This window comes from Actinoallomurus rhizosphaericola (assembly GCF_024055675.1).
Classification (GTDB): domain Bacteria; phylum Actinomycetota; class Actinomycetes; order Streptosporangiales; family Streptosporangiaceae; genus Actinoallomurus; species Actinoallomurus soli.
On record NZ_JAMXMW010000007.1, the window covers coordinates 267360 to 292315 of the forward strand.

At 71.6% G+C, this 24956-nt stretch carries 18 protein-coding genes; 10 read left to right on the top strand and 8 right to left on the bottom strand.

The features are described from left to right. Positions 1 to 118: 118 nt before the first annotated feature. The 3 genes from NE234_RS18475 to NE234_RS18485 form a co-directional block, all read right to left on the bottom strand. On the bottom strand, positions 119 to 2182 hold the full coding sequence (locus NE234_RS18475; protein ID WP_252781581.1) for a glycosyl hydrolase family 28-related protein: 2064 nt from the start codon (positions 2180 to 2182) through the stop codon (positions 119 to 121). A gap of 228 nt (positions 2183 to 2410) precedes the next feature. Beyond that, positions 2411 to 2839 carry a cold-shock protein gene (locus tag NE234_RS18480; RefSeq protein ID WP_252781583.1) on the bottom strand — a complete coding sequence of 143 codons (429 nt, stop codon included), beginning with the start codon at positions 2837 to 2839 and terminating at the stop codon, positions 2411 to 2413. Between the two features lie 93 nt (positions 2840 to 2932). Continuing rightward, positions 2933 to 4114 carry an ROK family transcriptional regulator gene (locus tag NE234_RS18485; protein ID WP_252781584.1) on the bottom strand — a complete coding sequence of 394 codons (1182 nt, stop codon included), beginning with the start codon at positions 4112 to 4114 and terminating at the stop codon, positions 2933 to 2935. Between the two features lie 256 nt (positions 4115 to 4370). Here NE234_RS18485 and NE234_RS18490 point away from each other — a divergent pair, with 256 nt between their 5' ends. After that, positions 4371 to 7979, top strand: a complete 3609-nt coding sequence (locus tag NE234_RS18490) for a glycoside hydrolase family 3 C-terminal domain-containing protein (protein WP_252781586.1) — start codon at positions 4371 to 4373, stop codon at positions 7977 to 7979. Positions 7980 to 8066: 87 nt separating this feature from the next. On the opposite strand, the gene NE234_RS18495 is transcribed toward NE234_RS18490, so the two are convergent. The 3 genes from NE234_RS18495 to NE234_RS18505 are packed head-to-tail and all read right to left on the bottom strand — an operon-like array spanning position 8067 to position 10882. Further along, the gene (locus tag NE234_RS18495) at positions 8067 to 9353 is read right to left on the bottom strand and encodes an ATP-grasp domain-containing protein (protein ID WP_252781587.1); all 1287 of its coding nucleotides are present in this window, start codon (positions 9351 to 9353) and stop codon (positions 8067 to 8069) included. Then, a complete protein-coding gene (locus tag NE234_RS18500; protein WP_252781589.1) occupies positions 9354 to 10205 on the bottom strand; it encodes an amino acid ABC transporter permease in 852 nt (283 codons plus the stop codon). It abuts the gene before it with no gap. Next, the gene (locus tag NE234_RS18505) at positions 10202 to 10882 is read right to left on the bottom strand and encodes an ABC transporter substrate-binding protein (RefSeq protein ID WP_252781590.1); all 681 of its coding nucleotides are present in this window, start codon (positions 10880 to 10882) and stop codon (positions 10202 to 10204) included. Before NE234_RS18505 ends, NE234_RS18500 begins: the two co-directional genes overlap by 4 nt. 294 nt (positions 10883 to 11176) lie before the next feature. On the opposite strand from NE234_RS18505, the gene NE234_RS18510 reads away from it, so the two are divergent. The 9 genes from NE234_RS18510 (at position 11177) to NE234_RS18550 (ending at position 22800) form a co-directional block, all read left to right on the top strand. Further along, positions 11177 to 12304: an MFS transporter gene (locus NE234_RS18510; protein WP_252781592.1), complete on the top strand. Its 1128-nt coding sequence runs from the start codon at positions 11177 to 11179 to the stop codon at positions 12302 to 12304. A gap of 620 nt (positions 12305 to 12924) precedes the next feature. Then, on the top strand, positions 12925 to 14271 hold the full coding sequence (locus NE234_RS18515) for a formylglycine-generating enzyme family protein (protein WP_252781593.1): 1347 nt from the start codon (positions 12925 to 12927) through the stop codon (positions 14269 to 14271). Positions 14272 to 14275: 4 nt separating this feature from the next. Further along, complete coding sequence (locus tag NE234_RS18520; protein WP_252781594.1) at positions 14276 to 15640, top strand: MBL fold metallo-hydrolase; 1365 nt, start codon at positions 14276 to 14278, stop codon at positions 15638 to 15640. Further along, positions 15637 to 16659, top strand: coding sequence for an alpha/beta hydrolase (locus NE234_RS18525; protein WP_252781596.1), 1023 nt, complete (start codon positions 15637 to 15639; stop codon positions 16657 to 16659). The genes NE234_RS18520 and NE234_RS18525 overlap by 4 nt, the downstream gene beginning before the upstream one ends. Then, complete coding sequence (asnB, locus tag NE234_RS18530; protein ID WP_252781598.1) at positions 16647 to 18488, top strand: asparagine synthase (glutamine-hydrolyzing); 1842 nt, start codon at positions 16647 to 16649, stop codon at positions 18486 to 18488. Before NE234_RS18525 ends, asnB begins: the two co-directional genes overlap by 13 nt. Continuing rightward, positions 18463 to 19515: a hypothetical protein gene (locus NE234_RS18535; protein ID WP_252781599.1), complete on the top strand. Its 1053-nt coding sequence runs from the start codon at positions 18463 to 18465 to the stop codon at positions 19513 to 19515. The genes asnB and NE234_RS18535 overlap by 26 nt, the downstream gene beginning before the upstream one ends. A gap of 50 nt (positions 19516 to 19565) precedes the next feature. Continuing rightward, positions 19566 to 21014, top strand: coding sequence for an aldehyde dehydrogenase family protein (locus NE234_RS18540; protein ID WP_252781601.1), 1449 nt, complete (start codon positions 19566 to 19568; stop codon positions 21012 to 21014). Positions 21015 to 21022: 8 nt separating this feature from the next. Then, positions 21023 to 22048, top strand: a complete 1026-nt coding sequence (locus NE234_RS18545; RefSeq protein WP_252781602.1) for a threonine aldolase family protein — start codon at positions 21023 to 21025, stop codon at positions 22046 to 22048. Next, complete coding sequence (locus NE234_RS18550) at positions 22045 to 22800, top strand: phytanoyl-CoA dioxygenase family protein (RefSeq protein ID WP_252781604.1); 756 nt, start codon at positions 22045 to 22047, stop codon at positions 22798 to 22800. The genes NE234_RS18545 and NE234_RS18550 overlap by 4 nt, the downstream gene beginning before the upstream one ends. Before the next feature lie 37 nt (positions 22801 to 22837). Here the strand turns inward: NE234_RS18550 and NE234_RS18555 are convergent, their stop codons facing one another. After that, the gene (locus tag NE234_RS18555) at positions 22838 to 24154 is read right to left on the bottom strand and encodes an MFS transporter (RefSeq protein WP_252781606.1); all 1317 of its coding nucleotides are present in this window, start codon (positions 24152 to 24154) and stop codon (positions 22838 to 22840) included. A gap of 114 nt (positions 24155 to 24268) precedes the next feature. Continuing rightward, a complete protein-coding gene (locus NE234_RS18560) occupies positions 24269 to 24937 on the bottom strand; it encodes a sulfotransferase family protein (protein ID WP_252781607.1) in 669 nt (222 codons plus the stop codon). Positions 24938 to 24956: the final 19 nt, after the last annotated feature.

The following is a 24956-nucleotide window of genomic DNA, read 5'->3' on the forward strand; positions in this document are numbered from 1 at the left end:
CTCGGCGTGGTGAACGGCCGTACCACGCACGGTACGCCGACGCCGAGACGATCCGGCGGAGCCGACCGGCCGGGAGCCGCCCCGGGAGGGAACCGGCGGCCGCCCCCGGCCGGAGGGGTCACCAGGGCGACGGGGCCGGCGGCGCGACGACCGGCGGGTTGTCGTCGCAGGTGATGGTGTTGGGCAGCTCCCAGGGGGCGAGCCAGGGCCCGGTCGTGCCGCCGCCGGAGTTGCCACCGAGATCCGTCAGCGTGAACTCCGAGCCGGTGGCCGGGAAGTTGAACGACCCGCAGTTGTTGACGCCGACCGCGCCGACGTTGCGCGCGGCGACGTTCTGGAAGGACGCGGACCCGGCCGCGCGGGCGCTGACCACCGAGGTGCCCGTGCCGTCGATCCGCAGGTCCTTGAAGTGGACGTTCGTGATGGAGTACAGGTCCTTGACCGGCCAGTCGCTGACGAACATGATCGCGTTGTAGGTGTTGTCGAGGAAGTGGTCCCCGGCCACCTGGATGTCCGCGTCGATGTTCTTCTCGAGCGCGTAGAACCAGATGGCACCGAGCCCGATCTTCCAGTTCAGGTCGTACGGGCCGGAGCGGGCCGTGGTGTTGTCCGTGATCGACAGGCGGCCGGTGAATGCCTCCGCGCCGAAGCGGGATCCGGCGTGGATGGCGCTGCCCTCGCGGATCGGGTCGGCGATGAGGTTGTCCGAGACGGTGTTGTCGGCGCCGCCGTAGACGGCGACGCCGTTCGCGAGGACCGGCGTCTGCACCGTGTTGTGGTCGAACGTGTCACGGGCGTCGGCGGTCTTCTCCGACCACATGGCGAGGCCGTCGTCGCCGGTGTTGCGCACGAAGGTGCCGGACACCACCGAGTCCGTGACGCCGGTGTGGAAGTTGATGCCGTCGGCGATCTGGTCGGCGATGACGTCGTCGGTGATCCGCAGGTTCGTCATGGGCCCGTCGAACCACATGCCGACCTTGGTGTGGTGGATGTACAGGCCGTCGATGGTCGAGTCGCTGAGGGCACCGCCGACGCCGTTCACCTGGTCGGCGTCGATGCGTTCACGGACGTCGCCCTCGATCGTGAAGCCGGAGAGGTGGACGTGGTGGCTGCCGCCGGCAGAGGCGTCCTTGCCGTAGAAGCCGACGCCGGTGTGGACCGAGCCGTCGGGGGCCGGGGTGCTCAGGGACACCTGGTGTCCCTTGATGATGGTGTACCAGCTGCCGGCGCCCTCGATCGTCACGTCGTCGACGATGATGTGGCGGTTCACCTGGTAGGTGCCCGGTGGGACGTAGACCGTGAGCCGCGCGTGCCGGGCGAAGGCGATCGCCTCGTCGAACGCGCCGGCCGAGTCGCGCCGGCCGGAGGGGTCGGCGCCGAACGCCAGAACGTTCGCCGCGGCGGGCACGACGTGCGGCGCGCCGACGAGCTGGGAGTCCAGCAGGTCGACGACCGTCCACGCCGCGTCGCTCCCGGCGGGCACCGTCAGCCGTACTTTGTCGCCCGCGCGGTAGGTGCGGCCCAGCAGGAGCCGCTGCTCGTCGTAGAAGTGGCTCGGCCGGAACGGCTTGGTGATCGTGGGGGCCGGTGTCGTGGCGTTGGGCACGCAGGAGCACTCGGTGATCCACCAGTCGGGGTGGAGCAGGTCGGCGTTCGGGTCGTTGGAGAACGGATACTGGTTGTACAGCCACGCGTACTGGGAGGTCAGCGTCATGACCTTCCGGTGCGCGCCGTTCACCGTGACGTCGAGCGGCGCGGTGATGCCTCCGCCCGTCGGTGCGTCCGGGATGCTGTAGCGGACGGTGATGGCGTTCGCCCGGCTCGGCAGCGTGAACTCCACGTACCGCCCCGGCGTCAGCTTGACCGCCTTACGGCCGGACGCCTCCGAGGGCAGCGTGTACGGCGTGCGGTCCGGGCCGATGACCGTGCCGTTCGTACGGGCGTTCTCCGCCTCCTGCTCGGTGAAGTCGACGGGGGCGCCCCGGCCCGCGACGAGGGACGGATCGAGGGCGGCGCGCGTCACCACGGGGGCGGAGGCGTCGCCCGCGCCGGCGACGGCCGTGCCGCCGAGCGCGCCGGTGAACCCGACCGTGGCGGCGATCACCACCGCGACCACCACCGCGACGGACCGCGGCGGCCGGTCGTACCGCCGGACGACAGGGCCTGAGATGCTCCGTGACATCGGATGGCTCGCTTCTCTCGGGGACTGAAGCAATGGTCGAGGTGGGCGGACGGACACCGTTTCGGGTGAGGTGACACTAGACCGCCATGGCCCGCACCACAAGATTCTCAGAGCGATCTTTCTCGTTGCCGTCGATTAGATCCAGTTTTTTGCTCGTTTCTTGCAACTGATTGCGGCACGGCCCTGACCGCCGGCTCGGCCGGCGGTCAGGGCCGTGCCCGCGTCAGCTCAGTTGTCGATCCAGCCGTATCCGGCGGCGAGCGCGATGACCCCGTCCCGGAGCCGCACGATCTGCGCGGCCGTCAGGTCGGGAGCCGCCTGGATGAAGGCTTCGGTGAGTTCGTTGCGCAGCTCCGCGACGGACAGCACCTCGCAGGTGCCGTCGACGTCGCGGGACGCTTCACTCTGCCGTTCCATCGATCCGGTCCGCGACGACGCCCCGGCGGTCTCCGGTGCGGCCAGGATCCGCACGTCGTAGCCCTTCCGGCCGCGCTCACCGTCCTTGATCTCGAACTCGACGCTCGTGCCCGGAGTGAAGGCACGCTTGTCGACGAGAAGGTCGTTCGCGTGGACGAAGACGTCCTCACCGCCGTCGTCCGGCGCCACGAAACCGTACCCGCGTACTTCATCGAACTTGACCACACGTCCTCTGACCACCGCACTCACCCTCATGCCATCCACGACTGTCCGAAATCCCGCTCGAACGCGTAGGGTGGCGTGCCGCCACGCTGTCCGCGTCCGCCGCTCAAACTAGCGGGCGAGCGTGGTGGCGAGCAGCCGCGGGGCGTCCGCGAGCACCAGGCCGGCGGCGCCGAGGACCTCGGCCTGGTCGCCGAGGCTCCCCTGGACCACCCGGACGGACTCGGCGGACGGGGCCAGCGCGTAGCGCCGGATGACCCGGCCGATCGCCTCGAAGAGGATCTCCCCGGCGGGTGCGAGGTCGCCGCCGACCACGATGAGTTCCGGGTTGAGCAGCGTGACGAGGTTCGCGAGCACCCGGCCGATCTCCTCGGCCGCGTCCTCCAGGGCCCGGATGGCGCCCCGGTCGCCCTCCTGGACGAGGGAGAGCAGGTCGGGGACGGTGACCGGGTGGCCCCAGCTGTCCGTGAGAAGCCGGGTGATGGCGTCCGGGCCGGCGACGGTCTCCAGGCAGCCGCGGTTCCCGCAGCGGCACACGCGGCCGTCCGACAGTGACCGGATATGGCCGATCTCGCCGGCGAGGCCACCGGTTCCGTGCAGGTGCCGGCCACCCGCGATGATCCCGGCGCCGATCCCGGCGGAGAGGCGCACATAGATCATGTCGTCGACGTTGCGCCCCGCGCCGTACTTGCGCTCGGCAAGGGCGCCGGCGTCCGCGTCGTTGGCCAGCCACGTGGTCAGACCGGTGCGCCGCTCGAGTTCGGCTCCGGGCTGGACGCCGATCCAGCCGGGCATGATCCCGTGTGCCTCCAGGACGCCGCCGGGATCGCGTACCGGGGCGGCGATGTCGATGCCGAGGCCGAGGACGCGGGACCGGTCGATCCCCCTCTCCCGCAGCGCCCGGTGGATCATTTCGGCGGCCAGGTCGAGCGTCTCCCCCGGCGCGTGGTCGACGTCCTTGGCCACGCCGTCGTTCCATACGGGGGTGCCGCTCAGGTCGCACAGTGCCACCCGCACATGCTGATGGCCGATGTCGGCTCCGAGGGCGTACGCCGCGGACGCGCACAGGGTCAGGGACTGGGCCGGCCGGCCGGTCGACCGCGCCTGGGCGTCCGGCTCGCTCTCCTCGACCAGGCCGGCCGCCAGCAGGTCGGCGACGACCGAGGAGACGGTGGCCCGGGACAGGCCGCTGACCTGCACGATCTCGGAACGGCTGGTGCTGTCGGCGTCGAAGAGGGCCTGCAGGACCCGGAGCCGGCCCACCTCGCGCAGGTTCAACGGAGTTTCGATCACCGGCTCCTCCAGTTTCTTCAAACACAGCCGAATATGGCTGACCTTAGCCGGACATGGCGTTGACTTGCGCTTAATACCGACGTAACCATGGCCTCGCCCTGGTAACTCTCCCGCAACATATGACTGAAGATGGCGTATCGCCGTGCCTGAAGACAGGCCGGCCGTTGCGGGGGCCCGGACTCGAAGGGAGGACGACAGGCGACGCCGGCCTGACGGCCCGCGATCCCCCCGCCGACATCCAGCAGAGAGGCTCCCGTTGAAACGACACCGCTCCCACCGGCGGCGATCCCTCGTCGCCGCGCTCTGTTCACTCGCCTGCGCCACCACCGTCACCGCGCTCGGTGCGCCGGCCGCCTCCGCCGACGACGCTCTCCCCGTCTACCGCGACACTCACTACTCGTTCGAGGAGCGCGCCGCGGACCTGGTCTCGCGGATGACGCTCGACGAGAAGGCGGCGCAGCTGCGGACCAACAGCGCACCGGCCATCCCGCGGCTGGGCGTGCAGCAGTACACCTACTGGAGTGAAGGCCAGCACGGCGTCAACACGCTCGGCGCGAACACCAACCATGGCTCCGCGGGCGGGATGCCGGCCACCAGTTTCCCGACCAACTTCGCCTCGTCGATGTCGTGGGACCCGACCCTGATCTATCAGGAGACCACGGCGATCTCCGACGAGGCGCGGGGCTTCCTCGACAAGTCTCTCTGGGGTGTCGCGCCGAACAACATCGGCCCGGACAAGAACGAGTACGGCTCGCTGACGTACTGGGCGCCGACCGTCAACCTGGACCGCGACCCGCGGTGGGGCCGGAATGACGAGGCGTTCGGTGAGGACCCGTACTTCGTCGGGCGGATGGCCGGCGCCTTCGTCAACGGCTACCAGGGCCAGACACAGGACGGCAAGGCCCAGACCCCGTACCTGAAGGTCGCGGCCACGGCCAAGCACTACGCCCTGAACGACGTGGAGAACGGCCGTACCGGGATCAGCTCCGACACCGACGACCGGACGCTACGGGAGTACTACACCGCGCAGTTCCGCGACCTGATCGAGAACGCGCACGTCTCGGGCCTGATGACGTCCTACAACGCCATCAACGGCACGCCGTCGGTGGCCGACACCTACACGACGAACCAGCTCGCCCAGCGGACGTACGGCTTCGGCGGCTACATCACCTCCGACTGCGGCGCGGTCGGCACCACGTGGCAGCTCCCGCTGTCCGGTCACGACTGGGCGCCGCCCGGCTGGACCACCGACCACAAGTCCACTCCGACCTGGACGAACACCACCACGGGCGCGAAGCTGTCCGGCCCGGCGGGCGGGCAGGCGTACTCGCTGCGCGCGGGCACGGACGTCAACTGCACCGGCTCCGAGGCCACCTCGCAGAACCTCCGTGAGGCGATCCAGGCCGGCGTGCTCAGCGAGGGCGTGGTGGACACCGCGCTGGTCCACCTGTTCACCATCCGCATGGAGACCGGTGAGTTCGACCCACCGGACAAGAACGCGTACACCAAGATCACCAAAGACGTGATCCAGAGCCCGGAGCACCAGGCGCTGGCGGAGAAGGTCGCCGACAACGCGCTCGTGCTGCTCAAGAACGACGGGAACCTGCTCCCCGCCGACGGATCGAAGCTGAAGAAGGTCGTCATCCTCGGCGACCTGGCGAACAAGGTCACGCTCGGCGGCTACTCCGGCGGACCGTCGAAGCAGGTCAGCGCCGTGAAGGGCATCACCGACGCGGTCAAGGCCGCCGACCCGTCCGCGTCCGTGGTGTTCGACGCCGCCGGGACGTCCACGACCGCCAAGAACGACGCCCAGCTGAGCGACGCCACGAAGGCCGACATCAAGGACGCCGACCTCGTCGTCGTCTTCGTCGGCACGGACGCCACCACCGCCGGTGAGGGACATGACCGGTCGAGCCTGGCGATGCCCGGCAACTACCAGTCGCTCATCGACCAGACCGCGGCGCTGGGCAACCGGAAGCTGGCGCTCGTGATCCAGTCCGACGGCCCGGTGAACATCGAGAACGCCAAGGACAAGGTCTCCTCGATCGTGTTCAGCGGCTACAACGGCGAGAGCCAGGGCACCGCGCTGGCCGACGTGCTGCTCGGCAGGCAGAACCCGAGCGGGCACCTCAACTTCACCTGGTACAAGGACGACTCGCAGCTCCCGGCCATGTCCGACTACGACATCACCCCGGGAGGCACCGGCGGCCTCGGCCGCACGTACCGGTACTTCACCGGCACCCCCACCTACCCGTTCGGCTACGGGCAGAGCTACACCACCTTCGCCTACTCCCGCGTCCGGGCGAACACCGCGTCGGCGACCGCGGACGGCAAGGTCACCGTACGGTTCGACGTCACCAACACCGGCAAGGTCGCCGGCGCCACGGTCGCCCAGCTGTACGCCACCACCCCGTTCGCCGTCCCCGGCGTCGAGATGCCCAAGAAGCGGCTCGTCGGCTTCAAGAAGACGGCGGTCCTGCGGCCCGGTGAGACCGAGCGCGTCTCCCTCACCGTGAACGTCGCCGACCTGGCGGTCTGGGACGCCCAGGCGATGCGGTCGTACGTACCGGACGGGACCTACAGGTTCGAGGTCGGTCCCGACTCCGCCGACATCGTCGCCGCGCCGTCGGTGGAGATCACCGGGCGGATCACCCCGGAGGTCCGGTACGTCACGGTGCAGCCCGAGGCCGTCCAGTACAAGGTCGGTGACACCATCGACCTGACCGGCAAGAACCGGTGGATCAAGGACGACACCGACCACAGCAAGGAGCAGCGGAACCTCGACGTGACCGCCGACAACGTCGTCGAGGCCGTCAACAACGACCAGTCCTTCGTCGACCTCGCCCACGCGAAGGTCCACTACGGCAGCAGCGACCCGCACGTCGCCACCGTCGACGACACCGGGCACGTGAAGGTGGTCGGCTCCGGCGTCGCGACCATCAACGTCAAGGTGGGCGGTGTCACCGGCTCCGCCGTCATCACCGCCAGGTACCCCTTCACGGCGACCGCGCCCTCGATCACCGAGCCGGGCGGCACCCTCACGGCGACGACCACGTACACGAACTCCGGTTCGAGCACCGTCGACGACGTGAAGATGTCGCTCACCGTCCCGGACGGCTGGACGGCACAGCCGACCTCCCCGGCCTCGTTCGACCAGGTCGCCGGCGGGCAGACGGTGCACACGACCTGGGCGGTCAAGGTACCGGCCGATGCCAAGCGCACCGCCTACACCCTCCAGGCCGGGGTCGCCTACACCGAACACGGCCGCAAGGGCGGCGACGAGGCCGCGACGAGCGTGGGGATCCCCTTCGCGTCCGTGCCCGGCGCGTACGACAACGTCGCGATCACCGATGACGCCGACACCACGAAGGGGAACCTGGACGGCGGAGGCGCCAGCCTGTCCGCCCAGGCGCTCGCCGCCGCGGGCATCACCCCCGGCGGCGCCGTCACCCACGGCGGACTCACCTTCACCTGGCCGGACGTGCCCGCCGGCACACCGGACAACGTGGTCGCGGGCGGGCAGACGATCAAGTACTCCGGCAAGGGCACCAAGCTCGGCTTCCTCGGGCTCGGCGACTACGGCACCGCCTCGGGCAGCGGGCTGATCACCTACACGGACGGCACCACGCAGCCGTACGCGATCAGCTTCCCCGACTGGTGGTCCGGCGGCGGGGACACCGTCGCGGACCTCCCCTACATCAACAACCAATCCGGCAAGCAGCAGCAGACCGTCCACCTGTACATGGCGAGCGTCGACCTCCAGGCGGGCAAGACCGTGCAGTACGTCACCCTGCCCGACGTCAGCCAGGGGGCGACGAGCGGCAACGTCGCGATGCACGTCTTCGCCATCGCGAGCGACGGATAGCCCACGACCGGCGGACGCCAGGGGGCCGGTGACGATCGTCACCGGCCCCCCGGCCCGTCTCGTCCCGGAGTCAGGCGGCGCGGCCGGTCACCGGGCGCAGCCGGAGGTCCGGGCCACCTCGACCGGTTCGACGTCGTAGAAGCCCAGGCCGTCCAGGTAACGGATGGTGTTGATGTCGCGCATCACGGCCTCCTCCGAGGGGCTCATGAGCGTGACGACGACCGGGTACGTCAGGTCGTCGACGGTACGCCGCAGGCGCCCGCGCGGCTTCACGAGGAGATCCATGTCGTGGAAGGTCTCCAGCCGCCGGATCGCCTCCGCGTCGCGGTACCCCCGGAGCGTGCCCTCGTACGGCGACACCATGGCGACCATGGCGCAGAACCGGCGCACCTGGTACGGATCCCCGCAACGGGCGTGGAAGCGGTCCGGCCGGACGTACGCGTCCGCGGTCCATTCGATCTGCGACTCGCCGATCCCCAGCGAGGCGTAGTAGGGGATGTCGCCGCCCGCCATGCGCGCGCCCACCTCGACCAGGCACGGACCGTCCGGAGTCATCCTGACCTCCACGTGCGCCGGGCCGTGGCGCACGCCGAGCGCGTCGAGGACCTTGCCGGCGTACTCGGTGAGGGAGGGCACGACCTTCTCGTCGGAGGCGATGAGGCAGAGCGCGTCGCAGAGGTCGGTGATCCCGTTCGCGTTGATCCGCGTGGTCTTCCACACGTCGCAGAGGTGGTGCCGGCCGTCCCTGCTGACCGTGTTCACCATGTACTCCGTGCCGGAGAGGTACTCCTGCGCGACCACGCTCTCGTTGCGCCCGGCGAAGACGTCGCGGGAACCGACGAGGGACCGGTAGGCCCGCACCGACTCCTCCGGAGTGTCGCAGAACGAGACCCCGTCGCCGCCCGCGCTGCGCAGCGGCTTGATGACGATCCGGCCGCCGAGGTCGCGGTGCCAGTCCGCCAGCTCGGCCGGGTCTGTGACGAGGAGCTGGCGCGCGCCGCGCAGCCCGGCCTTCTTGATCGTCTCCACCATCAGGAACTTGTCCCGCCGCGCCGCGCTGAGCGCGGTGCCGTTGGTCGGCGTGCCGAGACGCTCGCTCAGCAGGTCGCCGAACTCCACCCCGACCTCGCCGCCCGGGACGACGGCGACCGGGTCGAAGGCGGCGACGGCCTCCAGCGTCTTGGCGACGTCGCCGTCATGCACGATGGAGGCGACGTAGTCGTCGAGGTCGACCGGCTCATTGGCGTACACGGGTGGAGGCTCCGGCGTGCTCTGCACCCGCACGCACCGGTAGCCCAGCTCGCGGAAGCGCGGAGCCAGCAGCCGGGTCGGCGCGTAGGTGTCGACGAGAACGACATGGGGCTGACCACTCATTCATTTCTCCTTGTGCAGTCGCTTCTCGAGCCGCCGCGCCAGATAGCCGAGTGGCAGGGTGATGATCAGATAGCAGAGTCCGGCGACCACGATCGGTGTGGTGTTCGCCGAGGTGGCTGCCAGGTCGCGGCCGAACTTGGCCAGCTCTCGTTCGCTGAGGACGACGCCGAGGAACAGCACGAGGGACGAGTCCTTGAACAAGAGCACGAACTCGTTGGTCAGAGGGGGGATCATCATCCGGATCGCCTCCGGGAGGATGATCCATCGCATCGCGGCGGCGTCGGTCATGCCGATGGACTTGGCGGCGTCCACCTGGCCGCGGGGCACCGCCTGGATCCCGGCGCGCACCGTCTCGGCGACGTAGGCGGCGGAGATCAGGCCGAGCGCCAGCGCCACCTTGCCGTAGGTCCCGCCGGGGATCTGCACGCCGGGGAAGGCCAGCGGAACGCCGACCCCGACGAAGATGAAGATGAGCAGTGCGGGCAGGCCGCGGAGGATCTCGATGTAGATCAGCGCGACCGCGCGGTACACGCGGATCCGCGAGAGCCGCATGACGGCCAGCACCAGGCCGAGGGACAGGCCGCAGGCGAACCCGCTCAGCGTGTAGATGAGCGTGTTGACGAGCGCGACCGTGAGGATCTGCGGGAAGAGCGAACGCGCGAGGTCGGGCTGGGCGAACTGCCGGCCCAGCTGCGCCCAGTCCGCCTGCGACAGCAGCGCCAGCAGCCCGGCGAGGATCACGCCGTGCACGGTGTACCGCACGAGCCTCCGCCCCGGCCGGAGGCTCACCGGGTCCCTGGGGGGCAGCGCCGGGTCGGTCACCGCCGGGTCGGTCACCGCGGGGTCGGTCACCGCGCGCCCCGGTAGGGCCCGATCCAGCGCTCGTAGGTGCGGGCGTAGGAGCCGTCGGCCCGCGCCTGGCCGATGGCGGCGTTCACGGCCCGGATGAGCGTGCCGCTGTGCCCCTTGCGGAAGGCGAACCCGTAGCGTTCGCCGGTCCGCAGGTCGGCCACGACGTGGAAGCCGGAGTTCTTCGGGTCCTTGAGCCAGCCGGCCACGACGGGGCTGTCCATGATGATCACGTCGACGTCGCCGGTGCGCAGGCCGTTGAGCAGGGCGTCGGCCAGGTCGTAGGACTTCGGGTCGAAGCCGTGCGCGGTCAGGTACTCCTCGCCGGTCGTGGAGGCCAGCGAACCGATGCGGAGCTTCGCCGCCTTGATCTGGTCGAGGGTCGTGGCCTTGACCTTCGGCCCGGCGAGGAGCGTCTGCGTGGCCTCGAAGTACGGGTCGGAGAAGTCGATGTACTTCTTCCGCTCGTCGGTGATGGTCATGCCGCCGGCGCCGACGTCGCAGCGGCCGGCGTTGAGCTCCGCGCCGGTCTTGATGGTCTCGAACGGCGTGTCGATCACCTGGACCGTCACACCGAGCCGCTTGGCGGCGAGGTCGAGCATCGCGATGTCGAAGCCGACCACCTTGCCGTTCTCCGTGTACTCAAAGGGCTTGTAGGGAAGCTGTGCGCAAACGGTCAATCGCCCTCGGTGCACGATACGGACACCCCCATCCGCCGTTTTCGCACTACCCGAATTCGCGCTGCAGGCGGCCAGTGATCCGACGATTACGAGCAGACCCAAACGATACGCTGCTGCCACACCCTCGCCCTCCTGTGATAACTAGACGCGGCGCCCTAGAAGCAGGTAGACATTAACAAAGTCATGGTCTTCACACATCTGGCCAAAGTGCGGCGCCATCTCTCGAACGGGGCGGGAAGCCGTTCGCCGGCGCGTGACCGAATGTCCGTATGGGTGGTATATACCGTACCTGCGGTGCTTTTCGTCAATACACTGGGAAGCTTTTTCGTCCTGCTGAGGCTTTCCACCGCGGTGAGCGACGCCACCGGCTCGGGTCTGCTCGCGGGCGGGGTGCTGAGCGCCCCCTGGCTGCCCGCCCTGGTCCTGGCGCCGTTCCTCAACCGCGTCCTGGGCGAGCGCGAGCCGGGGCGCCTCGTGCGGATCGCCGAGGCCACCAGCCTCCTTCTCACCGCGTCGCTCGCCGTGCTGCCGGCCTCGGGAACCACGCTGGTCGTCGTCGCGGTGTCCGTCGTGCTCGTCCGCGGTTTCTTCGAGGCGATGACCCGCTCGGCGACCTCCGTCCTGCTGCGCCGGATCGTCGACGCGCAGCGGCTGAACCGCGCGAACACGTTCGCCGAGATCGGCAAGCTCGCCGGCACGAGCGCCGGGGCGGCCGTCGCGGGCCCGCTGAGCGGGCCGCTGGGCCTGCACGCCTTCTTCGCCCTGGGTGCGCTCACACTGTGCGGCTCCCTGCTGCTCGCCGCCACGCTGCCGAAGGCCGGGCCCGGCGCGGGCGAGGAGGGCGCGGCGCAGGAACGGCCGCGCCGCCTGCGGCTGGAGGATCCGGCTCTGCGGCGCCTGTTCTCGCTGTTCATGCTGGTGGCGTTCTGGCAGGGCTTCCACACGGTCGCCGTGAACGTCGTCCCGCGCGACGTGCTCGGCGGCGGGACCTCCCTCGTCGGCGTGTTCGTCGCGCTGTCGGCCGTCGCCATCTTCGCCGGATCGTTCGCGGCGCTGTCGGCGCAGCGGCGCCTCACCCGGATACCGGCGGAGGTCTGGGCGATCGCGCCGATGGCGCCCCTGGTCGCCGCGATCGCGATCGCCCGTGTGGGCCCCACGCTGGCCGGATACCTGATCTTCCTGGTCCTCTTCGAGGTCGCCTACGTGGCCTACAACAACCGGCTGCTGGCCCAGGCCCGGCCGGAGGAGGTCCCGGTCGTGGTGACGCTCCGCGCCACGCTGCTGCCCGCCGGCGTCATCGTGTCGATCCTGGCCGTCGGCCTGCTGTCGGACCTGGCGGGCCCGCTCATCGCCGTGCTGGCGGTCGTCGCGGTCACGGTGCTGGTCACGGCCGCGCCGTGGCTCGGCCGTCGCGCCCGCTGACGGCCGCACCCGGGCGGCCGGAGCGGAACGTCCGGAATCGGCCATGGCGCGCCTTGCACGCACTTGCGGTCATGTTCCTCGCGACAGCGCTGAATCCCGGCATACCTGCACTCTCTCCCCTTCCCGGGTTAGGGACGGCCGTTATCCCGAAATAGGAATGATTTCGGTCCATTGACAGCGGACATCTCACCTCTTACCGTGTCGAAACGTTGGGTGCTGACGTTGCTCGATTCCCGCGCCGGAGGCTCACTCGAAGCGATCGATTCCTCTCTCGCCGTACGAGACCGATAGATCCGTCAATCGAGCAGCGTTCATCTGCAATTCCCCAGCCATTCACCGCGCGACCGAATAATCCACGGGCCGATCAGTCCCAGTGTGCCCAGGACGCCCATTCTCCGGCGGAGCCGGCTTGCCGATTCACCGGAAGGTCGTCCTATGTCACGACGAGACGGAAAGGAGGTGGAAGACATGACGGACGCTCAGTTCCTGGAGACGCGTGAGGACGAGGAGGTCACCAAGTGGTGAGCCTTCACTGACTCCACGGTGTCATCCGCGGCCATCGCGCCGCGGGTGACACCGCCCACCCGAGCGGGCCCACCCTACGGAAGGAAAGACGGCGCATGGAGCCAGCGGAGGACCTCTCCGGCGGTGACGTCGGCTCTCTGACGGTCGACGGCAGCAGCGACGAGGCGTACTGGCGCGGCATCGAACGGATCACGGCGGAGCTGGACCGTTCCGCCGACCTCGACCGCCTTTGCGACCTGTCCCGGCGGCACCCGGAGTGGCCGGTGCGCGCCGCGTGCGTGCGGATCCTCGGCGATCGGTTCGCCGACCGGCCCGCGGCGCAGGAGGCCATCGCGGCCGCCACCCACGACGAGGTGGACTGGGTCGCCTTCACCTCCATCCGGGTGTGCGGTGAGCAGCGCATCGCGCTCGCGGCGCGCGACCTCATCCGGATCTCCGGTTGGCCGAGCAACTTCACCAAGCCGGGGTACGCCCGCAAGCCGGTCGGCTGCGGCGCCGCCTTCACCAAGCGCGCCCTGATCTCCATCTTCGGCAGCGAGGACCCCGACGAGCTGCGCGCGCTGGAGAACGAGCACTTCGGCGAGGTGCTCCGCAAGGCGGCCGAGGTCCGCCCGCGCACCGTCGACGACGTCGTCCTCGTGCCGGCCGGTCCGTTCGTCGCGGGAGCGACCGCCGGCGAGATCGGCCCGTTCCAGATGAACGACACCGACAACCCGCTGCGCGCGGCCGACCTGCCCGCGTTCCTCATCGACCGGACCGCGGTCACGAACGAGCGTTACGCGCGCTTCCTCGAGGACATCGGCGGCAGCACCGACTTCGACCATCCCGACCAGCCGGAGCGCCCCGACCACCGGCCCGTCCACTGGCACGACCCGCGCTTCAACGCGCCCGGGATGCCGGTCGTCGGCATCGACTGGTACGACGCGTGGGCGTTCGCCAAGTGGGCGGGCGGCCGCCTGCCCAGCGAGGACCAGTGGGAGAAGGCCGCGCGCGGCACCGACGGGCGGGTCTTCCCCTGGGGGAACGACTGGGACCCCGCGCGCGCCAATTACGTCGAGCGCGCCTTCGAGGCCGAGGTCCACGACCTGGCGGACCTCGAGAGCCTCCTCGTGAAGGTCACGGCGACGGACGTGCCGAAGCGGCCGGTGCTGCCGGCGGACAGCCTGCCGGAGGGCGCCAGCCCGTACGGCCTCCTCCACATGGCGGGCAACGTCTGGGAGATGACCCGCACCAACTTCTTCACCCGTAAGGACATGGACCCGTTCTTCCGGCACCTCCGCCCGGTCGAGTTCATGAACCGCCGGGAGGCGTTCTACGTCCTGCGCGGCGGCACGTGGACCTCCCCGCCGGTCTGCCTGACGACCTACTACCGCGGCAAGGACCTGCTGACCGACAAGCACAACGAGATCGGGTTCCGCTGCGTGTACCCGGTGGAGAGCTGACAGGATGCGACTGACCACGTTCGGCCACGCCGCGGTGCTGGTCGAGACGGGATCCGAGCGGATCCTGGTCGATCCCTGGCTGACGCCGAGACTCGACCGCTTCTGGGAGCGCTGGCCCGCCATGCCGGACGGGCTGCTCGACGTCCTGGACGGCGGGGTCGACCACATCGTGTTCAGCCACCATCACTTCGACCACCACCACTTCCCGAGCCTCCGTCTGCTGTCGGAGGACCCGGAGGTGGACTTCGACGAGGTGCCCGCGCGCGCCGCCGAGACGCACTGCGTCTGGCCCCGGCGTCCCGGCCGGCCGCGGCCGACCGCCTCCGGCCTCGGCCATCAGGCGATCGGCTGGACGCTGCGCCGGCTCGGCTTCACCCGCTCGACGGCCGTCCAGCCGGGCGACACCGTGCAGCTCGGCGACACGCGGCTGCGCACGTCGGTCTCCCGCGTGCCCTTCCCCGAGATGCCCCTTCTCCTGGAGGGCCCCGACGCCACGGTGATGCTCTGCGGCGACGCCATGCTGCACCCCGACACTCAGACGTGGTTCGCCGGTCCGGACGCCCCTCGCGTCGACGTCGCCCTCATCCCGGCGCACAGCATCGCGCCGCCGGGGGTGCTCACCGAGCGCCGCCCGCTGAGCGGGGTCGAGGACGTGCAGGCGCGGGCGCGCGCCAACTTCGACCGCTGGGTCGCGACCGTCGACGCGGGGCTGACCATCCCGTCCTCGTTCGGATGGCGCGTCGGCGGGGAGAACGGCGAGTTCTCCTGGTGCAACAAGGCGATCTTCCCGTTCACCCCCTGGCAGGCGCTCGAACGGCTGAAGGAGACCGGGCGGCCCGGCGCTCTGTGGGGGCCCGGGCAGACGCTGGAGGTCGCCGGCGGGCGGGCCGCCCTCTCCGAGAGCCGGTACGACTTCGCCTCCGTCTTCGAGGAGGTGACGCTCGACCCCGACGCGAAGATCCCGGCCTTCTCCCCCGAGCACGACCGTGTCGGCACGCAGCGGGAGCCCACCGGTGAGCTGGTGGGCCGGCTCATGGACCACCTCGTCGGCACCGAGCTGTGGTACCGCGCGGTGGACGACGGCGACGGCCACGTCCTCAGCGTCACCGAGGACACCGGCACCACCCGGCACTTCGTGCTCGACTTCGCCGGCGGCCGCGTCCTGCCGTTCGGCGGGGAGACCGACGGCGGCGAGGGGTACACCCGGATCGCCGGCTCCACGCTGCAGGCGCTCTTCGACGCCGAACTGCTGTTCGGCAGCTCGTACGCCCTGTGGGCGAGCAACGACGCGGTGCTGTCCGCCGTCTTCCACGATCCCCGGTGGTACGTCCGGCACGTGAACGCCGCGCTGGCGGGGAGCGGCCGATGACGGCGGACGTGCGCCGCCGGAGCGGCTACACCGTCGTCACGATCGAGCACAAAAGCGCCCTGCTCGCCGGCAACCCCCTCGGCGACCCGCACCGCCGCGAGATCCTGGTGCTCGCCCCGCGGGAGCCGTCGGAGCGCCCGTTGCCCGTCGTGTACCTCCTCAGCGGGTACGGCTCGCGCGGGCGCGGGCTCCTCGCCGACCACGTGCTCGGCGACGGGCTCACCGGCATCATCGGCGCCCTGGTCGACGCGGGACGGCTGCCGCCGTCGTACGTCGTACTCCCCGACTGCACGACCCGGTACGGCGGCTCGCAGTACCTCGACTCGCCGATGTGCGGCCCCTACCAGCGGTACCTGCTCGACGAGATCGTCCCGGCGGTCGACGAGAGGTTCCCGACCGTGCGGGCGGCCCGGGGCCGCGCGGTGATGGGCAAGTCGAGCGGCGGTTACGGAGCCATCATGGCCGCGGCCCTCCGGCCGGGGGTGTTCGGGCACGTGGTCGCGCACACGCCCGACGCGGGCTTCGAGCACTGCTACCTGTCGCTGCTGCCCCGCGTGCTGGACACGCTGCGCGAGCGCGGCGGGATCGGCGCGCTGACGGAGCCCGGCTACGAGGGGCCCTTCGACGCCGCGTTCATGGTCGCGATGAGCCTGGTCGCCATGGGCGTCTGCTACGCCCCCGAGGGGGTGTCCGACCCCGCCGTCGCGTTCGTCTGCGATCCGGACACCGGGCGGTTCCGCGACGAGGTCTGGCGCGCCTGGCTGTCCCACGATCCGGTGCGTCTCGCCGCCCGGCGGGCGCCGGCGCTCCGGGAACTCGGCTCTTTCTTCCTCGACGTCGGGAGCCGCGACGAGTACGGGATGCGCTGGGGCGTGCGGGCCCTGGACGCGGCGCTGACGGACGCCGGCGTGCCGCACACGTTCGAGGAGCACGGCGGCGGCCATCACGGGATCGAGCACCGGTTCGCGCGGTCCCTGTCCCTGCTCGGCCGGCACTGGAGCGCGTCATGTGCGGAATAGCGGGCTTCGTCAGCCTCGACGGGCCACGCGACCGGGACCGGCTCGCCGCGCTCGGCGCGCGGATGACCGCGGCGCTGCGGCACCGCGGCCCGGACGGCGACGGCGTCCACGTCTCGGCCGACGGCCGGGTCGTGCTCGGCGCCACCCGGCTGGCCGTACGGGACCTCAGCGACGCCGGCGACCAGCCCATGCACAGCCCCGACGGCCAGGTCACACTCGTCTACAACGGGGAGCTGTACCGCGACCGGAACCCCGCGGGCGCCCCGCCGTGGCCGCTGCGCGGCGGCTGCGACACCGAGGAGTTCCTGCGGATCGTCCACGAGCGGTCCGAGGCCGCGCTCCCCGGCCTCGACGGCATGTTCGCGGCGGCGTGGCACGACCGGCGCACCGACCGGCTGGTGCTGGCCCGTGACCACTTCGGCGTGAAGCCGCTGGTGTGGGCGCGGGTCGACGGCGGGCTCCTGTTCGCCTCGGAGATCGGCGCGCTGCTGGCCTCCGGCCTGCTGGACGCCAGGGTCGAGCCGCTCACGTTCCTGCATCGCGCGTACGTCCGGATGGACGCGGTGGACGACGGAACCTGGATCGCCGGCGTCCACTCGCTGGAGCCCGCGCACACCCTCGTGGTGGATCTGCGCGACGGCTCGGTGCGGCGGCGGCGGTACTGGGCGCCCGTGGCGGCGGAGGAGCCGATCGCGCCGGAGGTCCTGCGGGCGGCGTTCCACGACGCGGTGGCGATGCGCCGGCCGTCCGACGTCCCGATGGCGGCCGTGGTCAGCGGCGGCGTCGACTCCTCGGCGGTCTTCGGCGCCCTGCGCCGCCTCGACTGCGACGTCGCGCCGTACGTCGTCCGTTACGAGGGCGCCGACGAGGGCCAGAACGAGGACGTGCCCTACGCGGTGGAGGTGGCGCGCCTCGGCGGTCGCGAACCCGTCCTGTGCGACATCCGGGTCGACGACGTCGCCGCGCTCGCCACGCGGCTCGCGCCGCATCTGCAGCGCCCGTTCCTGCACGGCGCCGAGCTCGCGCTGTTCCGCACGTACGAGCGCATCGCCGCGGACCGGCGGACCGTGGTGTTCTCCGGGCACGGCTCCGACGAGCTGTGGGGATACCAGGAGGGCCGCTACTTCCCGATCGCCGATCCGGCGCGCCCGCTCGACACCCACGGCGAGCACTACCTGCGAACCCGCCTCTACCGGGACGAGCGGCCCGGCTGGCACCGCATGCTCGACGCCCTGGCCGCGCAGCTCGGCGTGGCGGAACGGGACATCACCGACCTGGTGTGGGAGCGCACCCTCGCCCCGTACCGCGAGCTGGAGACGCTCGATCCGCACAAGCGCGGCCGTCACCACCTCATGCGCCGGTTCCTCGTCTACGTCAACGAGATGGTCGACGCGTGCTCGTCGGCGTTCTCCCTGGAGGACCGGCCGTCCTTCCAGGACGTCACGCTCGCCGAGATCGCCTTCGGCATGCCCGAGCACGTCAAGAACCGGGAGGGGCCGGGCACGGTCAAGCCCTTCCTCAAGCAGGCGGTGCGGCACCTGCTGCCGGACGGCGTCCTGAACCGGCCGAAGAAGGGGTTCCCGTCACCGGGCGACCCGGCCTTCCGCGACCGGCTCGTCGCGCTGGTCCGCGACACCGGGCTGCCCTACGATCTGCGGCTGGACGGAGCCCTTTTCGACGAGCTGGGCATCGGAGAGCTGATGTTCCTGTTCTCGGCCCGCGTCTGGCTCGACGGGCTCCGCGCGCGGCCGGCCGACCCGGCCCCGATTCGAGTCTCTTCCGAACGACAAGGAGGTCAAGGGCGTGTGGAAGCATCGGGCCCTCGCTGACGCCGCGGAGCTCCCGGCAACGCCGCCGGCGGTGCCGCCGGAGCAGGCGCAGGAGTGGTGCAACTTCGTCGTGTGGACCCCCGAACGCCTGCCGGCCGGGTGCGAGCTGCTGACGGGCACCCTCCGCAGGGAGGCTCCGCCGGGCCGGCTCGAGGAGCACCTCTCGGGTCACACTCCGTGGAGCGACAACAACCCCGCCGCCTACCGGTTCGAGATCGCCGGGGACGGCCGGCGGCTGCGGGTCAAGGAGTTCCTGTACGACTGGGCCTTCCCCGCCCTCGACCACCCCTGCCTCTGGGAGAGCCGTACCCACGCGGCCCCGGTCGACGATCGCCACGTGGTGTGGTTCGGCACGGACTACATGAAGAACGCCGCCGCCTCGGCCCGGCTCGACCGTACGACGGTGGAGCTGTCCGTACTGTCGGGGACGTTCGCCGAGGAGGAGATCCTCGACCTCTACCGGGCGATGCGGCCGGCCGACCCCGCGGTCGCCGACGCGTTCGCCGCGACACCGTTCGCCGCGCTGAGCTACTGGGCGCGCCGCGCGGACGCCGCCGCCGTCAACGTCCCGGTGGGGCTGTGGACCTTCCGCCGCCGGCGCTCGCACGAGAGCCGGTGGTCGACCGGCGCGGAGGCCGAACGCCTCGTCGCGGAGCTGGGCCTGCCGCCCGCGCTGGGCGGGCTGGACCTGGACAGCGCCGCCCGGTTCGTCGACGACCAGGGCCGCGAGGACGTCGAGGCCGTCTACTCGGGCCGCCCGGAGCGGGGCCGTGAGCTGCGCGTGATCGCCCAGAAGCGCGGCCGGGGCAGCCTGCGGGTCCCGGCCGAGCCCGAGGACCAGCCCGGTGAGCGGAGCACCGTCCGCGTCGGCGGCGTCGACGTCCAGCTCGGCTGGATCGACGAGCGGTACGGCCCCTTCCAGGCCGTGTACGCCCGCGGCGACGTCGAGGCGACCCTCCTCAGCAGCACCGGGGTCGGCCTGGACCGCGCCTGGTTCCTCGACGCGCTCGCCGCGGCGATGCCCTGACGTCCCCGAGGCGAGAAGTCCCGATCCGCTCTACCCGGAGGTGAGACAGGATGACCCCGCGTCCCGGCCTGCTGGACCGGATCGGCGGTGTGGCCGTACGCGGCCGGATCGAGAAGGCGCGGGGACCGTCCCGGGTGCTGTACGACCCGTCGTACGGCACGCCGATCGCCGAGTTCGCCGAGGCGTCCGCCGATGAGGTCGCCGCGGCCGTCGCCGAGGCGGTGCGGGCGTTCCCGGCCTGGGCCGGATGCCATCCGCGGGACCGGCAGGACGTGCTGCTCGCGCTCGCGGACCAGGTCGACCGGGCCACGGACGAGCTCACCGAGCTGGAGGCGCTGAACTCCGGCAAGCCGCTCGCCCAGGCCCGCGGCGAGATGACCTTCGCCGTCCGCACCCTGCGGTATTTCGCCGGCACCCCGATGCGGCCCACCGGCGAGCTCAACCCGTCGGCCGGGGGCACGCTCGCCTACACCGACCGCACCCCGCTCGGAGTCTGCGCGGCGATCGCGCCGTCGAACTACCCGCTGCTCCTGTCGGTCTGGAAGCTCGCCGCCGCGCTGGCGTACGGCAACGCCGTCATCCTGAAACCGGCGGAGGAGACGCCGCTGTCGGCGCTGCGCTTCGCGGAGCTCGCGCACGACGCCGGCCTGCCGCCGGGCGTCCTGGCCGTCGTGACGGGCGGCCCGGAGACGGGGCGGCTGCTGTGCCGGCACCCCGACGTGGCGGCGGTCTCCTTCACCGGGTCCACCGCCGCGGGCCGCGACGTCGCGGCCCTGTGCGCCGAGGGCATCAAACCCGTCTCGCTGGAGCTCGGCGGGGTGAGCCCGTTCGTGGTGCTCGCCGACGCGGACCTGGACGCGGCCGCGGCGGCGCTGGTCGAGGGGTTCACCGGCAACACGGGCCAGATGTGCGTGGCCGCCGGGCGGCTCATCGTCGAGAGCCCGGTGCGCGAGGCGTTCGTCGAGCGGGTGGCCCGGGCCGCGGCGGCCAGGCGGATCGGCCCGGCCTTCGACCCCGGCACCGAGCTGGGGCCGCTGGTCAGCGCGGAGGCACGGGACCACTGGACGCGGCAGGTCGACCGGGCGCTGACGGCCGGCGCGCGCGTCGTCGAACCACGCGGCGCCGAGCCGTCCGGCGGCGGCTACTACGTCGCTCCCGTCGTCCTGGACGGGGTGCGCCCGGACATGCCGATCGCCCGGGAGGAGGTCTTCGGGCCGGTGCTCCCGGTCATCGACGCCCCCTCGGCGGACGAGGCGCTCCGGCTCGCCGCCGACACCCGGTTCGGTCTCGCCGCGTCCCTGTGGACCCGCGACCTCCACCAGGCGCACCGCGCCGCCGGAGCCCTCCGCGCCGGGATGGTGTGGATCAACACCTACGGTGACACCGAGGAGCACATCAGCGTGGGCGGCATCGGCCTGTCCGGCTACGGCAGAGAGCTCGGCGAGCACGCGCGGGAGCAGTACACCGCCACCCGGGCCGTCTTCATGGCGCACGGCTAGGCGGCGGCGTGCACGTCATCGACCTGCGCAGTGACACGAGGACGAGGCCGGACTCCCGGATGCGCGCCGCGATGGCGCGGGCGGAGGTCGGCGACGACAGCTTCGGCGACGATCCGACCGTCACGGAGCTGGAGGAACGCGTCGCCGACCTGCTCGGCGCCAAGGCGGCGCTGTTCACCGCCGGAGGGACCATGAGCAACCTGCTCGCGGTCCTCACCGGCGCCGGCGCCGGCGGAGGGTCGGTCGTGGCCGGAGCGCAGTCGCACCTGCTCCACCACGAGAACGACGGCGCGCGCGTGCTCGCCCGCGCGCGGATTCATACCGTGCCGGACCCGCACGGCGAGCTCGACGAGGACGCCGTGACCGCCGCGCTGGCCGAGGGGGCCCGCCCGTCCCTCCTCTGGCTCGAGAACACCAGCAACCGGTACGGCGGGAACGCCCTCGACGAGGCGTCCCTGCGCCGGCAGGCCGCTCCGGCCCGGAACGCCGGAGCCGCGGTGCACCTCGACGGCGCCCGCCTGGCCAACGCCGCGGTCGCCCTCGGCCGCAGCCCCGCGGAGCTGGCCGCCGTCGCCGACACCGTGTCGTTCTCGCTGTGCAAGGGGCTCGGCGCGCCGGCCGGATCCCTGCTGTGCGGCCCGGCCGAGCTGATCCAGGAGGCGCGTTACTTCCGCCGGATGATCGGCGGAACGCTCCATCAGGCCGGGGTGCTGGCGGCCGCCGGCCTGGTCGCGCTGGATCGTCTCCCCGACCTGGCCGAGGACCACCGCCGGGCCGCCGCGCTGCGGGCGGCGCTGGCCGGCATCGCGGGCGTCGAGCCGTCCGCCATCCCCCGGCCGACGAACATGGCGTTGTTCCGGGTCCCCGGCGTCCCCGCCGAGAAGGCGCTCGAACGGCTGGCCGGCGCCGGGGTCCTGGGGCTGCCCATCACCGCCGACCTCGTACGGCTGGTGGTGCACCGCGAGCACTCCGACACCGACATCGAGCGGGCCGCCGAGCGGATCGCCGCGGTCTTTCCCGGAGGGAAGAGATGAACCCGATCGACGAACTGCGGACCGAAGGCTACGTCGTCCTGGAGGGGCTGGCGGACGCGGCCGGCCTCGACCGGTTGCGGGCCGTCGTCGCCAGCCTGGAGGCGGCGGCCGCCGAGATGACGCGATCCACCGACGACTTCGTGCTGGAGGCCGAGGGGGTCGGCGGCTGGGTGGCGTGGCAGCAGGGGACCGCCGCGGTGCCCGGCACCCTGCGGTCGGTCAGCCGGGTCCACGTCCACCGGCCCGAGCTCGTCCGGATCGCCACGGACCTGGGCCTGCCGGGCAAGCACGTGGAACCCGCGGTGGGAACGCCGGTGGAGCTCATCAACACCTTCCTCTGGGCGAAACCGGCGCGGGTGGGCTCGGAGAAGCCGTGGCACCAGGACATGGCCTTCGCCCCCGACGGGTTCACCGAGCGGCACGGCAACGTCGTCACCGTGTGGGTGGCGATCGACCCCGCGACACGGGAGAACGGCTGCCTGGAGTTCTACCCCGGCTCGCACCGCGGCGGGCTCCTCCCCCACGTCGGCGACGAGGAGCGCACCGGCGACGGGCCGCGCCTGGAACGCCCGGTCGAGCCGCACATCGACGCGGCCGCGCTACCGGGCTCCACGCCCGTGCGGGTGCCGCTGGCCCCGGGCTCGGCGGTGATGTTCGACGGCCGGATCGTGCACCGGTCGGCCCCCAACAGCGCGGGGACCCCCCGGCGGGCCATCAGCTTCGTCTACGCGCTCCCGCGCGACGGCGACTGAATCCCGCAGGACGGGAGCCGGGCAGCACTCCCGGCGGTCACTCCGGGGTGACGGCGGTGACGTGCCCGTCGTAGGGGGCCGGGTCGTCCTGAAGCCCGCCGCTCCGGGCGCGGCCGCCGAGCCGCGCCAGCAGGACGCAGGCCGCGCCCAGGACGGCGAGCCCGACCGTCGAGAGGCCGGAGAGCAGCAGGGTGCCCCCCGAACCCAGGTCGGCCACCAGCCGCCCGCCCAGCGCCGCGCCGAGCGGGGTCGCCGAGACCAGGATGGCGCTGCGGAACGCGCTCAGGCTCACCAGCTCGTCCGGGGGCGCCTCCCGCTGCAACAGGGTGACCGACAGCGGGCCGTACGGGGCGTAGATCAGCCCGCCGAGGGCGAAGCCCGCGATCCCCGCCGCGAGGGTGCCGAACGTCGCCAGCGGGAGCATCGCCAGGCCCCAGCCGGCGACGATGGCTAGTGTCGCCGGCCACAGCGGCAGGCGGCGCAGCGCTCCGGTGATCACCGCGCCGGTCACCGCTCCGGCCCCGAACGCGCCCCAGATCCAGCCGAGCATCGTCGGGTCCCCGCCCAGATGGTCGGCGACGAACACCGGGACCGCCACCTCGACCGGCCCGTAGAGCAGGTAGAACAGGTAGCTGAGCGCCAGCAGGCCCACCAGCGCGGGACGGTGGGCGAAGGTCCGTACGGTCCGGCGCAGCGGGATCGGCGGCCGCCGGCCCACCGTGCCCCGCACCCGCACGCGTACGACCGTCAGGGTCATGAAGGCGTAGCTGATCGCGTCGCACAGCAGCACGGCGGCGGGGCCGAGCACCGACGCCACGGCGCCCGCGAGGGGCGGGCCCGCGATGTAGGAGAACTGCTCCTGGCCGGCGATCATCGAGTTGCCCGCCAGGCGGCTCTCCGGCGGCAGGCACTCGGCGACGAAGGTCTGCCGCCCGGCGATGCCCCAGGCGTGCAGCAGCGAGGACGACGCGAGCAGGACGATGTAGGTGGTGGCGTCCAGCAGCCCCGCCCAGTGCAGCACCGGGATCAGTGTGAAGACGACCCCGCGCAGCACCGAGTCCAAGAGGATGAGGCTGCGGGCGTCGCGCGAGCTCAGCCGGCGTCCCAGCGCGATCGACCCGATCGCCCCCGGCAGCGAGTAGGCCGCGACGGCGAGCCCGGTCACCGTGGCCCGGTCGGCGGGCGCGGCGAGCCGGATGGCCAGCCAGGCGACGCCCAGCAGGCTCATCCCGTCGCCGATGAAGGAGACCAGGAAGCCGGGCTGCATCCGGCGGAAGTCGCGGTCGGCCAGGCAGCGGGCGTAGCCCTCGGGCACCAGCCGGCGGAGGCGCCCGCCACGCCCGCTCAACGTCATCGGCTGGTGGCCTCCGCCTCGCTCACCGCGCAGCGGAACCCGATCTCCGGGCTCCTGATCACCAGGAGCCTACCGGCTCGGCCGACGGCGGTCGGCGGCGTCGGGTGGAACGAATCAGCGTCCGGCCGCCGCGGGGCCCGCCACGCCGAAACCCTGACGGAGGAAGTTCCGCATGGAAGCGGAGTCGTTGGCATGCGGGAATTCCTCGGAGGGCACATCGACCCCCAGATAGGCGCACAGCGGCTCCCAGCCCTGCTTCACGTCGTACACCAGGAGATTGTCCGCGCCGACACTGCGAATCACCTCCTGGTTGTGCCGGTGGAATACCTCGATCGCGTGCTCCTTGTCGGAGAACCGTCCGTCGAAGAGGCCGCTCCAGGTCATGGTGTTGGTCACGCGGTACGTCCGCGCCTGCCGGGAACCGGCCGGCGGGGGGTTCTCCTCGCTCTTCAGAGCGAATTGGAAGAGCGTGTCGTAGGTGCTCCGATACCAGCGCTCGGCGTCGCGGACCGTGAGGATCATCTTGGCCTCGGGGAACGCCTCCATGAGCTGCCGGTAGTAGATGGCGCTGGGCCCGTCCACCGCGGAGGTGTAGCCGTCGAAGACGGCTTTCCAATCGGGAAGCCGCCCGTCGCAGACGATCTTCTCCCACTGCCCGAGACGCTCTTCGCTGCCCACGATGTCGAACATGTGGTAACACGGCCCGTATCCGAGCCGTTCCAGCGCCACCTTCAGCGAGGTCGTACCCGTCCTGCCCAGCCCCGCGTTGATGAGCTTCAACAAGGCGATGCCCCTTTCTCCG

What these genes read in the sequence shown, in the direction of transcription:
- NE234_RS18475 (WP_252781581.1), bottom strand. Translation starts at nt 2,182, where the DNA reads ATGTCACGGAGCATCTCAGGCCCTGTCGTCCGGCGGTACGACCGGCCG.
- NE234_RS18495 (WP_252781587.1), bottom strand. Translation starts at nt 9,353, where the DNA reads ATGAGTGGTCAGCCCCATGTCGTTCTCGTCGACACCTACGCGCCGACC.
- NE234_RS18515 (WP_252781593.1), top strand. Translation starts at nt 12,925, where the DNA reads ATGGAGCCAGCGGAGGACCTCTCCGGCGGTGACGTCGGCTCTCTGACG.
- NE234_RS18520 (WP_252781594.1), top strand. Translation starts at nt 14,276, where the DNA reads ATGCGACTGACCACGTTCGGCCACGCCGCGGTGCTGGTCGAGACGGGA.
- NE234_RS18525 (WP_252781596.1), top strand. Translation starts at nt 15,637, where the DNA reads ATGACGGCGGACGTGCGCCGCCGGAGCGGCTACACCGTCGTCACGATC.
- asnB (WP_252781598.1), top strand. Translation starts at nt 16,647, where the DNA reads ATGTGCGGAATAGCGGGCTTCGTCAGCCTCGACGGGCCACGCGACCGG.
- NE234_RS18540 (WP_252781601.1), top strand. Translation starts at nt 19,566, where the DNA reads ATGACCCCGCGTCCCGGCCTGCTGGACCGGATCGGCGGTGTGGCCGTA.
- NE234_RS18550 (WP_252781604.1), top strand. Translation starts at nt 22,045, where the DNA reads ATGAACCCGATCGACGAACTGCGGACCGAAGGCTACGTCGTCCTGGAG.
- NE234_RS18555 (WP_252781606.1), bottom strand. Translation starts at nt 24,154, where the DNA reads ATGACGTTGAGCGGGCGTGGCGGGCGCCTCCGCCGGCTGGTGCCCGAG.